This window comes from Streptomyces sp. NPDC028711 (genome assembly GCF_055565415.1).
In genome coordinates this window covers 85,768-97,628 of record NZ_JBVHUJ010000007.1, presented here as the reverse complement: position 1 = coordinate 97,628, position 11,861 = coordinate 85,768, and the positions used below count along the sequence as shown (strand labels likewise).

The window sequence follows — 11,861 nt, the reverse complement described above, 5'->3', positions numbered from 1 at the left end:
GGGGTGGGGCGCGCGCCCGAAGTCAGCGCGCCCCGGTCACGGGCCCGGCGGCCCCGGCGTCCTGCTGAGCGGGAGCGGACGCGGGCGTGGACGCGGAGCCGGGCACGGGCGTGGGCGTCGCGGCGGGCGGCGCGTCCGAAGCGGGCCCGGCCGTCGTGGCCGTCGCCGACAGCCGGATCAGCCGGGACTCGCAGTGGTCCAGCCAGCGCGCCTCGGCCTCGGTCTGGAAGATCAGCTGCTCGAGGACGAGCAGCCAGGCCACGTCGTCCCGTTCGCGGGCGGTGCCGCTCTCGACGGCGACGAGGGCCTGGGCCTTGAGACGGGTGTAGTCCTGCATCGCCTTCACGGTGTGGCGGCGCTGGGACTGGATGACGTCGCGGATGTCGACGCCGGGGGCGCCCACCGCCATGGCGAGCTTGATGGCCAGTTCGTCACGGGCGGGGCTGGTGCGGTCCACCGGCTTCCCGAACCAGGTCCTGAGCTCGTCGCGGCCGCTGTCGGTGATCGCGTAGAGGGCGTGCCCGGACGCGTCCGCGCCGTCCTGGGCGACCATGCCGTCGCGCTCAAGCCGGCTGAGGGTCGTGTAGACCTGGCCGACGTTGAGCGGCCAGGTGGAGCCGGTGCGGGACTCGAACTCCGTACGGAGCTGGGAGCCGTACCGAGGGCCGCGTTCGAGGAGGGCGAGAAGCCCGTGGCGGATCGACATACTCAGTATGTATACCGGGTATGCCGAGCCGGACAACCGTCCTGAGACGGAAGCGGCAGGTCCGCCTCAAGGGGGACCCGGGCCGGCGGACGGCTCAGCGGCGGCGCATCCGCATCCCGAGAAAACCGATCCCGAGCCCCATCAGGGACAGCCCCACTCCCAGGGTCATCACGGGAATCCGCTGGTGGACGAGGTCGGGAGCGGCCTCGGCCGCGCTGCGCGACGCGGCGCCCGGCCGGCTGGCCGGCGCCACCTCCGTCACGACCGGGTCCTCCTCGCGTACCGCTTCGGCCTCCTCGTCTTCGGCCTTGGAGGAAGGCGGCTCTGTTGCCGTTTCGGTACGAGAGTCGTCGGGAGAGGTCTCCGTCGCACTGGGCGGGACGGGTCGCCCGGGCCGGGTCCGTCCCTCACCGGCGGGCCGGCCCGCGAGCGAGGCGGAGTCGCTGGGGGCGGGGGCGTCGGTGGGCTCGGCGCTCGAAGCGGAAGGCGTGGGCGACCCGGTGCCGGTCGGTGCGGGCGCCGGGGGCGGTGGCGTGCCGGAACCGGCGGGCCGCACCGGAGACGCGGACGCGGACGGCGAGCGGGACGGCCCGAAGGTCCCAGAGGGCGTGCCTGACAAGGGGGACGAGGGGAGCGGGGAGGAGGGCGAAGGGGTCGCCGGGGAGGACGAGGGCGCCGGGGCGGTGCCGGTCGCGGGCGGCGGGGTCGTGGCGCCGGCCGGGGCGCCGGGCGCCCCCACACCGCCCGCCGGCGCGCCGGGCGCCTCCACCCCGCCCCCCGGGGTGCCGGGCGCCTCCACCCCGTACGCCGAGCCCTGTCCGTGCCCGAGGGGCGCGGCGTACAACGTGCACGCGCAGGCGAACACGCAGGTGAGCGCGGGGCCGAGAGCCCGCGCCCGTGCCCTGCGGAGTGCTGGAGTCACCGGGTGACCCCCTCCCGTACCGAGCCGCCGAGATGGTCGACTCAGCGTCACATGACGGGAGGAGTCCGGCATCCGGGACGGGGTCGGTCGGCGTAGCGGAGAGCCGGAGGGGGCGTCAGGACTACTGCGGCGGGTTGCCCGTCGAAATGGTGAGGGTGAACTCGGCGTCGGCGGCGGTGATGTCCTCACCGGCCGGCGGATACTGCTCGAGGACCGTGCCCTCGCCGTAGGTCGCCTCGTCCACGGGCCGCTGCGTCATGATCTTCCACCCGGCCGCCTGGACACAGGCCTTCACCGACTGGATGTTCTTGTACGTGAAGTTCGGGACCTCGAACTTCTCGGGGTCGTCGCTCGACTCCGTCGGCTGGGAGCACTTCTTCGGGTCGATGGTCTTGGTCAGGTCCGGCCCCTTGTGGCCGGGGGCCGCGGTCTGACTCTGTTCCGTGCCCGTGCCCGTGCCGCCGGTGCCGCCCGCCTGCGGGTCTTCGTCCTTCTGGTTGAACGCCACGAGCACGCCGCCGATCGCGAGCAGGGCGACGACGATCGCGCCCACGAGCACCGGCGTGTTCCGCCGGGACCCGCCGCGCGCCGGAGCGGGCGTGTGCGCCGGGGCGTACGGCGCGGGGGTGGGGGCCTGCTGGTACGGCGACGGCGCGGGGGCCTGGGTCTGGTACGCCGGCGCGGGCGTCGGCGCCTGCTGCGGGTAGCCGTACGACGGGGCGGGGGCCGGGGTCGCCGGACCGTACGGCCCCGTCTGATAGGGCTGCTGCACCCCGTGCGGGCCGGGCTGCGGAGGCGGCGGGGTCTGGCCGACGGGCGGGAAGACCGCCGAGCCGACGCCCGCGCCGCTGCTGACCGGGCCGCCCTGGACGATCATCGGGGCGCCGGTCTGACCGGCCGAGAGCACCCGCAGGCACTCGTCGCGCATCGCCGCCGCGCTCGGGAACCGCTCGTTCGGGTTCTTTCGCAGCGCGCGGGCGACGAGCGCGTCCATCGCCGGCGTCACCGCCCGGTTGACGGTCGACGGAGCGACCGGCTCCTCCTGTACATGCGCGTACGCGATGGCAAGGGCGGAGTCGGCGTCGAAGGGGAGGCGGCCCGTAAGCAGCTGGAAGAGCATGATGCCGACCGAATAGAGGTCGGACCGGGCGTCCACCGCACGGCCGAGGGCCTGCTCGGGCGAGAGGTACTGCGGGGTGCCGACGACCATGCCGGTCTGCGTCATCGACGTGACCCCGGACTGCATGGCGCGCGCGATGCCGAAGTCCATGACCTTGACCACGCCGCGCTTGGTCGTCATCACGTTGCCCGGCTTGATGTCGCGGTGGACCAGGCCCATCTCGTGACTGACCTCGAGGGCGGCGAGCACGTCGGCCGTGACCTTCAGCGCCTTGTCGGCCGGCATCGCCCCGTACTGCTGGACGTCCGATGCGAGGACCGAGCCGAGCGGCTGCCCCTCCACGTACTCCATGACGATGTACGGCATGACCGCGCCGTCGAGGGTGTCCTCGCCCGTGTCGAAGACCGAGACGATATTGGTGTGCGACAGCTTCGCGACCGCCTGCGCCTCGCGCCGGAAGCGCTCGCGGAACGACTGCTCCCGGCCGAGCTCGGTGTGCAGCGTCTTGATCGCGACCTGCCGGTCGAGGGCGCTGTCGTAGGCCAGGTACACCGACGCCATGCCGCCCTCACCGAGAAGGTCGCGCAGCTGGTACCGGCCGCCCGCGACCGAACCGCCCGCATAGCGGCCCTGTGCGCCGTCCTGGCTCATCTGTGCTTCCCCCTACGCGCGCGTGGCGGCGTTGATCCGGAATTTACTGGCCAAGTCTGCCCGAGGGCAGTGACACGTCAAGCCGGGTGCCCGTTCCGTGACCCTCCGCACAGGCCCCCGCACGGGAACCGCTTCGGGAGTCGCGGTGTAAAGCGTCGAATTTGCACAGGTGTACATGTACGGGGTTGGATGGCCGGTCCATCTCGGACCGTGGTGTCGTACGGAGCCTGTAGCGTGACGACTGGACACGGCACGACAGACGACGGCGAGGACTGATGGCACCCGAATCCGGATCAGGTGGCGGTGTGCCGGACGCGTCAGCGGAGTCATGGGGCGTCGGCGGCGTCGTCGGCGACGGCCGCTACCGGCTGACCCACCGTCTCGGCCGCGGCGGCATGGCGGAGGTCTTCGCCGCCGAGGACGTACGGCTCGGCCGCACGGTCGCCGTGAAGCTGCTGCGCGCCGATCTCGCCGAGGACCCCGTCTCCAAGGCCCGCTTCACCCGCGAGGCGCAGTCCGTCGCCGGGCTCAACCACCACGCCATCGTCGCCGTGTACGACTCCGGCGAGGACCTCGTGGCCGGCCGGCCCGTGCCGTACATCGTGATGGAGCTGGTCGAGGGCCGCACCATCCGCGAACTGCTGCTCAGCGCCGAGGCCCCCGGGCCCGAGCAGGCCCTCATCATCGTCTCCGGAGTCCTGGAGGCGCTGGCCTACTCGCACCAGCACGGCATCGTGCACCGCGACATCAAGCCGGCGAACGTGATCATCACCCACGGCGGCGCCGTCAAGGTCATGGACTTCGGCATCGCCCGCGCGCTGCACGGCGCGCAGTCGACGATGACCCAGACCGGCATGGTCATGGGCACCCCGCAGTACCTCTCCCCCGAGCAGGCGCTCGGCAAGGCCGTCGACCACCGCTCCGACCTGTACGCGACGGGCTGCCTCCTCTACGAGCTCCTCGCGCTGCGGCCCCCGTTCACCGGCGAGACCCCGCTGTCCGTCGTGTACCAGCACGTCCAGGACGCGCCGATCCCGCCGTCCGACGTGGCGCAGGGCGCGCCGCCGGAGCTCGACGGCCTGGTGATGCGCTCGCTCGCGAAGGACCCGGACGACCGGTTCCAGAGCGCCGAGGAGATGCGCGGCCTCATCCAGTACGGCCTCCAGATGCTCCAGCAGCAGGGCGGCCACACCGGCACCTGGAACACCGGGCCGGTCGAGATGCACGAGGGCGGGCACACGCCGGTCGGCGGCATGGCCGCGACGACCGCCATGGGCCACCCGACGCACGGCGAGACCGCGCAGCGCCCGATCCTTCCGCCGGTCAACCCGGACGACGGCGGGTACGGCGGCTACGACGCCGGGACGGTCGGCAACGGCGGCTACGGCCCGGACGGCGGCTACGGCCAGCAGGGCGGCGGCAGGCCCGGCCGCGGCAAGGTCTGGCTGTTCGCCGCGCTCGCGGTGATCGCGGTCGTCGCCGGTGTCGTCTTCGCCCTCGACCAGACGGGTAACAAGGGCGGGGACACGGGCGTCATCCCGCCGACCGTCAGCAGCTCCCCGCCGACGGTCTCCGAGGAGCCGACTCCTTCGCAGGAGACCACCCAGGAGCCGACGCAGGACCAGAGCACGACGGGCGGCGGCCAGCCGCAGAACCCGTGGCCGCCGGCGACGTCGTACGAGCCGACGGCGCCCTCGACCACGCCGTCGTCGCAGGAGCCGACCGAGCCGACGACCACGCCGCCGACCGACCCCACGGACTCGCCGACGCCCACGGACGAGCCGACGGACGGTGAGACGACCGGTGGCGGCGAGCCGACCGGTGGTGAGACGACGGGCGGCGGCGAGCCGACCGGGGGCAACGGCAACCCGGGCACGACACCGCCGGGGGACGCCGACCCCGTGATCGGCTGACGCGCGTCCGACGACGGGCGGCGCGCCGGTGGCCGGGCCGCGCCGACGACCGGGCGGCGCCGGCCGTTCAGCCGGTGAACGCGTCGCGTACCGACGCGTACTCACGGGTCCACCAGACCGCCAGGGCCGACACCGCGGGAAACTGCGGGTCGGCCCTTCGGTCGTGCAGCTGGTAGCGCCAGCGCAGCGTCCAGAAGTCGTTCAGGCGCTCCCACCACACCCGGTGCGCCGCCGCCGCCAGTTCGGCGCGGTCGGCGCCGGTCGCCCGGCGGTACGCGCGCGCGTACGCCCGGACCTTGTCCAGGGCCAGCTCGCCCCCGGGCCGTACGAAGAAGATGGCGGCGGCCCTGACCGCCTCTTCCGCCCTGGGGCGGACCCCCAGGCGGTCCCAGTCGACGATCGCGGCGGGCTCCGCGCCCCGGTAGAGCAGGTTCAGCGGGTGGAAGTCGCCGTGCACCCAGCCGGCTGCCGCCGCGGGCGGCGGCCGGTGGTGGGCGTGCTGGGCGAGCAGCCGGCGCCGCTCCTTGAGCCGGTGCTCGGCGAGCGCGTCGAAGCTGTCACGGGGGCGGTGCGCGCGGGCGAGGCGGATCAGTTCGTCGATGGCCCGGAAGGTGTCCTGGAGGTCGGCGCTCGCGCAGACGCCGTCGTCGGCGGCGCCGGGCGTGCCCTCGGGTCCCGAAGGCTCCATGACCCGGTCCAGGGCCGTGTGGACCTGCCCGAGCAGCGTGCCGAGGCGCCGGGAGCAGTCGGCGGAGAGCTGGGCACCGTCCCGGTGGCGGCCGTCGATCCAGGGGTGCAGGGCGTAGCAGTGGCCGCCGATGACGGCGACCGTGCGGCCGGTGGCGTCGGGCAGCGGGGGCGCGACGGGCAGCCCGAGGGCGTGCAGCCGGTGGGTGGCGCGGTGCTGGCGGGCGATGGTGACGCGGTCGGCGGTGGGGGCGTCCAGGTGCTGCTTCAGGAAGTAGGTGCCGCGGGTGGTGGAGAGCCGGAAGCCCCGGTTGAGCAGCCCTTCGGCGACGGGCACGCAGGACAGGGCCTCACCGGCATGCCGATGACGGCGCAGCAGGGCGCCGAGGGGCGGGGCGGGAGCGGCCAGGGGGGCGGCGGGAGCGGCGGCGCGCGGGGCGGAGGCGCCTACGGGCCCGGTGCTCGTGGGGTGGGCGTCGGGCTCGGCCGGTGGGGCGAGCGGGGCAGCCGGCGGGGTGAGCGTTTCAGATGAGCGCGGCACCCGCCAGATGTTAGATCACGCTACGTGGTGGAGATGTCGCCGCACGGAGGGGGCGGCGGGGCCGGCCACCGGGGTCTCGCTCGCGTAGTCGAGCGCGTGCACCGTCACGAACTGCGGTTCGATCCGCATGTAGACCGGCGCGAAGGCCTCGCCGTCCACCGCCTCCGGCTCGGGCCCGAAGGCGGCGAGCTCGTCCTCTGTCGGTTCGACGATCTCGGCGGTGCCGGTGAACTGCACGGACCACAGGTTCCCGGCGCCGGAGTTGAGGTTGTCCGCGCCGTAGGCGACGACACCGCCGTCGCAGGCGCGGTGGTAGCCGAGCCCCTGGTGCATCCGGAGCAGGACCCGCCCGTCGACGACGATGTGCCGGGCGGGGGCGACGAACGGCATCGCCCGCATGCTCGTCGCCACCCGGCCGTACGACACACGGCGGAGCAGCTCGATGGCGCGGATCTCGTCGGTGGACATGATCTCCACTCTCCGCCACCGCCGCCGTGTCGGAAAAGGGGCCCCCGCCCCGGATTCACGGGACGTAGGTCCCGAACCCCGGCGCCCGGCGCGCTCTGGCCCGTACGGGTGACGCACGGGCGGCGGTCGGAGCGGCAGACCGGCCGGCACGGGCACGCGGTCGGCCCCCGCGGTCCTCAGCGGCGCTCCACCTGCAGCCGTGCCACATACGCGGCCGCCTGCGAGCGTCGCTCCATGCCCAGCTTCGACAGCAGGCTGGAGACGTAGTTCTTGATGGTCTTCTCCGCGAGGTGGAGCCGCTCGCCGATGACCCGGTTGGTCAGGCCCTCGCCGATCAGGTCCAGGATCTTGCGCTCCTGCTCCGTCAGATGGGCGAGCTTGTCGTCGCGCTTCGGGTTGTTGCCGTCGCGCAGCCGCTCCAGGACGCGGGCCGTCGCCACCGGGTCCAGCAGCGACTTGCCGGCCGCCACGTCCCGTACCGCGTTCAGGAGTTCGTTGCCCCGGATGGCCTTGAGGACGTAACCCGAGGCCCCGGCCATGATCGCGTCGAAGAGCGCCTCGTCGTCCGCGTACGAGGTGAGCATCAGGCACCTGATGCCGTCGTCCTGCGAGCGGATCTCGCGGCACACCTCGACCCCGCTGCCGTCGGGCAGCCGGACGTCGAGCACCGCGACGTCGGGGCGGGTCGCGGGGATCCTGACCAGCGCGTCCGCCGCCGTCCCGGCCTCGCCGACCACCTCGATGTCGTCCTCCACGGAGAGCAGCTCGTGGACGCCGCGCCGGACCACTTCATGGTCGTCCAGCAGAAATACCCGGATTTTTCCTTCTTCGCGCACCCGGTCAGTCTCACATATTGGCTCTTCCCGTGCCCGGGGTGCGCGGGATAACGTGCCGGTTGTTCCGGCGGCCCTCTCGGCCGTTGCCGACGCGCTGACCAGCCGCTGTTCCCGCTTTTCTCGATTTACTTGGAAATCCAAGCAAAATCGCAGGTCAAGTGGGGTTTCGCGGTAATGCCACGCTGTGGGTAACGTGCCTATGACAGGGCGCTCGCCGGGGCACCTGTCACGCCCGACCCCGGCCGCGTCGCACCCACCCCGTGCGAAGGGTACGGATAAGGCGGAGAGCCGCACTGGCCTTGCCCGGCGAACCCGGGGGCCGGACCGACGGAGGAGCACGCACGTGACCGTGGAGAGCACTGCCGCGCGCAAGACGACGCGACGCAGCAGCGGCACCAAGCGCACCGCAAGCGCGAGCACGAGCACCACCAAGAAGACCAGCGCGCGCGCCGGGGCGGAAGCCACGGAGCCCGAGCTCGTCCAGCTGCTGACGCCCGAGGGAGAGCGCGTCCAGCACCCCGACTACGACATCGACCTGAGCGCCGAGGAGCTGCGCGGTCTCTACCGCGACATGGTGCTCACGCGTCGTTTCGACGCCGAGGCCACCTCGCTGCAGCGTCAGGGCGAGCTGGGCCTGTGGGCCTCGCTGCTCGGCCAGGAGGCGGCACAGATCGGTTCCGGCCGCGCCCTGCGGGACGACGACTACGTCTTTCCCACCTATCGCGAACACGGTGTCGCGTGGGTCCGCGGCGTCCACCCGACGAATCTGCTGGGAATGTTCCGCGGTGTGAACAACGGCGGCTGGGATCCCAACAGCAACAATTTCCACCTGTACACGATCGTTCTCGGTTCGCAGACCCTGCACGCCACGGGTTATGCCATGGGCATCGCCAAGGACGGCGCGGATTCCGCCGTGCTCGCGTACTTCGGTGACGGCGCCTCCAGCCAGGGAGACGTCAACGAGGCGTTCGTCTTCTCCGCGGTCTACAACGCCCCCGTCGTGTTCTTCTGCCAGAACAACCAGTGGGCCATCTCCGAGCCCATCGAGAAGCAGACCCGCGTCCCGCTCTACCAGCGCGCCCGCGGCTTCGGTTTCCCCGGCGTCCGCGTCGACGGCAACGACGTCCTGGCGTGTCTGGCCGTGACCCGGTCGGCGCTCGAGCGCGCCCGTCGCGGCGAGGGCCCGACGCTCATCGAGGCGTTCACCTACCGCATGGCCGCGCACACCACCTCCGACGACCCGACCCGCTACCGCCGTGACGCGGAGCGCGAGGAGTGGGAGGCCAAGGACCCGATCCTGCGGCTCAGGGCGTACCTGGAGAACGAGGGCCACGCCGACGCGGCCTTCTTCGAGGAGCTGGAGACGGAGAGCGAGGAGCTCGGCAAGCACGTCCGTGAGGTCGTCCGCGCCATGCCCGTCCCGGAGCACATGGCGATCTTCGACCACACGTACGCGGACGGGCACGCGCTCGTCGACGAGGAGCGCGCGCAGTTCGCCGCCTTCCAGGCGTCCTTCGAGGGCGGAGAGGACGAGTAATCATGGCTGTTCAGAATCTTCCTCTCGCGAAGGCGCTCAACGAGTCGCTGCGCAAGGCCCTGGAGACCGACCCCAAGGTCGTCATCATGGGCCTGGACGTCGGCAAGCTCGGCGGAGTCTTCCGGATCACCGACGGCCTGCAGAAGGACTTCGGCGAGGACCGGGTCGTCGACACCCCGCTCGCCGAGTCCGGCATCGTCGGCACCGCGATCGGCCTCGCGCTGCGCGGCTACCGGCCGGTCGTGGAGATCCAGTTCGACGGCTTCGTCTTCCCGGCGTACGACCAGATCGTCACCCAGCTGGCGAAGATGCGGGCCCGGTCGCTCGGCACGGTGAAGATGCCGGTCGTCATCCGCATCCCGTACGGCGGCGGCATCGGTGCCGTCGAGCACCACTCCGAGTCCCCCGAGTCGCTCTTCGCGCACGTCGCGGGCCTCAAGGTCGTCACCCCCGCGACCCCCTCCGACGCCTACTGGATGCTGCAGCAGGCGATCCAGAGCGACGACCCGGTCATCTTCTTCGAGCCCAAGCGCCGCTACTGGGACAAGGGAGAGGTCGACACGGAGGCCATCCCCGGCGAGCTGCACAAGGCCCGCGTCGCCCGCGAGGGCACGGATCTCACCCTCGCCGCCTACGGCCCGATGGTGAAGACCTGTCTGGAGGTGGCCGCCGCCGCGGCCGGGGAGGGCAAGTCGATCGAGGTCGTGGACCTGCGCTCGATCTCCCCGCTCGACTTCGACACCATCCAGGCCTCGGTCGAGAAGACCCGCCGCCTGGTCGTCGTCCACGAGGCGCCCGTCTTCTTCGGCTCCGGTGCGGAGATCGCCGCCCGGATCACCGAGCGGTGCTTCTACCACCTGGAGGCGCCCGTCCTGCGGGTCGGCGGCTACCACGCGCCGTACCCGCCGGCGCGCCTGGAGGAGGAGTACCTCCCGGGTCTCGATCGCGTGCTCGACGCCGTCGACCGCTCGCTGGCGTACTGAGGAGAGCACCGTGACGATCCGCGAATTCAAGATGCCCGATGTGGGCGAGGGCCTGACCGAGGCCGAGATCCTCAAGTGGTACGTCCAGCCGGGTGACACCGTCACCGACGGGCAGGTCGTGTGCGAGGTCGAGACGGCCAAGGCCGCGGTCGAGCTGCCGATCCCCTTCGACGGCACGGTCCACGAGCTGTGCTTCCCCGAGGGGACGACGGTCGACGTCGGCCAGGTCATCATCTCGGTGAACGTCGGCGGCGGGCCCGTCGAGGCCCCGGCCGCCCCGGTGGCGGAGGCCGCTCCGGCCGCCGCCCCCGCGCCCGCGCCGGTCGAGGAGGAGGACGCGCCGCAGGCCCGTCAGCCGGTCCTCGTCGGCTACGGCGTGGCCGCGAGCTCCACGAAGCGCCGCGCGCGCAAGTCACCGGCGGGCGCGACGACCCAGGCGGCCCCGGCACAGGCGGCTTCCGGTACGGCCCAGGCCGTGCCCGCGCCCGTCGCCGTCTCCGTACCTGAGCAGCTCAACGGGCACGGCCCGGCCGGTGCCCGGCCGCTGGCCAAGCCGCCGGTCCGGAAGCTCGCGAAGGACCTCGGTGTCGATCTGGCGACGGTCACCCCGACCGGCCCGGACGGCATCATCACCCGCGAGGACGTCCACGCGGCGGCCGCTCCGGCGCCCGCGCCGACCGTCGAGGCCCCGGCTCCGGCCGTGGCTCCGGCCCCGGCTCAGGCCGTGGCGCCCGCGCCTCCCGTCTCGACCGATGCCCGGGAGACCCGTGTGCCCGTCAAGGGCGTACGGAAGGCCACGGCGGCGGCGATGGTCGGCTCGGCCTTCACCGCCCCGCACGTCACCGAGTTCGTGACCTTCGACATCACGCGCACGATGAAGCTGGTCGAGGAGCTCAAGTCCGACAAGGACATGGCGGGCCTGCGGGTCAACCCGCTGCTCCTCATCGCCAAGGCCGTCCTGGTCGCGGTCAAGCGCAACCCGGAGATCAACGCGGCCTGGGACGAGGCGGCGCAGGAGATCGTCCTCAAGCACTACGTGAACCTGGGCATCGCCGCGGCGACCCCGCGCGGTCTGCTCGTGCCGAACATCAAGGACGCGCACGCACAGACCCTGCCCGAGCTCTCGGCGTCCCTGAGCGAGCTGGTCTCCACCGCCCGCGACGGGAAGACGACCCCGGCGGCGATGCAGGGCGGCACCTTCACCATCACCAACGTCGGCGTCTTCGGCGTCGACACCGGTACGCCCATCCTGAACCCCGGCGAGTCCGCGATCCTCGCGGTCGGTGCGATCAAGCTCCAGCCGTGGGTCCACAAGGGCAAGGTGAAGCCGCGCCAGGTCACCACGCTGGCCCTCTCCTTCGACCACCGCCTGGTCGACGGCGAGCTCGGCTCCAAGTTCCTCGCGGATGTCGCCGCGATCCTGGAGCAGCCGAAGCGTCTGATCACCTGGGCGTAACGCCCCGATCGGACCGTTTCACGTGAAACAGGCCCGTCCGC

General features: G+C 72.5%; 11 protein-coding genes. 5 read left to right on the top strand and 6 right to left on the bottom strand.

Going from position 1 to position 11,861, the window contains the following annotated elements:
* Nucleotides 1–22 precede the first annotated feature (22 nt).
* The gene (locus tag ACZ4VK_RS22365) at nt 23–706 is read right to left on the bottom strand and encodes a PadR family transcriptional regulator (protein ID WP_468354585.1); all 684 of its coding nucleotides are present in this window, start codon (nt 704–706) and stop codon (nt 23–25) included.
* A 94-nt stretch (nt 707–800) separates the two neighbouring features.
* A complete protein-coding gene (locus tag ACZ4VK_RS22360) occupies nt 801–968 on the bottom strand; it encodes a hypothetical protein (protein WP_468354582.1) in 168 nt (55 codons plus the stop codon).
* A gap of 346 nt (nt 969–1,314) precedes the next feature.
* On the opposite strand from ACZ4VK_RS22360, the gene ACZ4VK_RS22355 reads away from it, so the two are divergent.
* On the top strand, nt 1,315–1,635 hold the full coding sequence (locus ACZ4VK_RS22355) for a hypothetical protein (protein ID WP_468354580.1): 321 nt from the start codon (nt 1,315–1,317) through the stop codon (nt 1,633–1,635).
* 114 nt (nt 1,636–1,749) lie between these two features.
* On the opposite strand, the gene ACZ4VK_RS22350 is transcribed toward ACZ4VK_RS22355, so the two are convergent.
* Nucleotides 1,750–3,399, bottom strand: coding sequence for a protein kinase domain-containing protein (locus ACZ4VK_RS22350; RefSeq protein ID WP_468354577.1), 1,650 nt, complete (start codon nt 3,397–3,399; stop codon nt 1,750–1,752).
* A gap of 275 nt (nt 3,400–3,674) precedes the next feature.
* Here ACZ4VK_RS22350 and ACZ4VK_RS22345 point away from each other — a divergent pair, with 275 nt between their 5' ends.
* The gene (locus ACZ4VK_RS22345; RefSeq protein ID WP_468354574.1) at nt 3,675–5,312 is read left to right on the top strand and encodes a protein kinase domain-containing protein; all 1,638 of its coding nucleotides are present in this window, start codon (nt 3,675–3,677) and stop codon (nt 5,310–5,312) included.
* Nucleotides 5,313–5,379: 67 nt separating this feature from the next.
* On the opposite strand, the gene ACZ4VK_RS22340 is transcribed toward ACZ4VK_RS22345, so the two are convergent.
* The 3 genes from ACZ4VK_RS22340 to ACZ4VK_RS22330 form a co-directional block, all read right to left on the bottom strand.
* Nucleotides 5,380–6,408 carry a phosphotransferase gene (locus ACZ4VK_RS22340; RefSeq protein ID WP_468355317.1) on the bottom strand — a complete coding sequence of 343 codons (1,029 nt, stop codon included), beginning with the start codon at nt 6,406–6,408 and terminating at the stop codon, nt 5,380–5,382.
* Between the two features lie 147 nt (nt 6,409–6,555).
* On the bottom strand, nt 6,556–7,008 hold the full coding sequence (locus ACZ4VK_RS22335) for a pyridoxamine 5'-phosphate oxidase family protein (RefSeq protein WP_468354572.1): 453 nt from the start codon (nt 7,006–7,008) through the stop codon (nt 6,556–6,558).
* 176 nt (nt 7,009–7,184) lie between these two features.
* A complete protein-coding gene (locus tag ACZ4VK_RS22330; protein ID WP_468354569.1) occupies nt 7,185–7,844 on the bottom strand; it encodes a response regulator in 660 nt (219 codons plus the stop codon).
* Between the two features lie 343 nt (nt 7,845–8,187).
* On the opposite strand from ACZ4VK_RS22330, the gene pdhA reads away from it, so the two are divergent.
* Genes pdhA through ACZ4VK_RS22315 form a run of 3 tightly spaced genes read left to right on the top strand, consistent with a single transcriptional unit; the run spans nt 8,188 to nt 11,820 of the window.
* Entirely contained in the window at nt 8,188–9,381 is a 1,194-nt protein-coding gene (gene pdhA, locus ACZ4VK_RS22325; protein ID WP_468354566.1) for a pyruvate dehydrogenase (acetyl-transferring) E1 component subunit alpha, read from the top strand.
* Between the two features lie 2 nt (nt 9,382–9,383).
* Complete coding sequence (locus ACZ4VK_RS22320) at nt 9,384–10,364, top strand: alpha-ketoacid dehydrogenase subunit beta (protein WP_468354563.1); 981 nt, start codon at nt 9,384–9,386, stop codon at nt 10,362–10,364.
* Nucleotides 10,365–10,395: 31 nt separating this feature from the next.
* Entirely contained in the window at nt 10,396–11,820 is a 1,425-nt protein-coding gene (locus tag ACZ4VK_RS22315) for a dihydrolipoamide acetyltransferase family protein (protein WP_468355314.1), read from the top strand.
* The last annotated feature ends 41 nt before the right edge of the window (nt 11,821–11,861 follow it).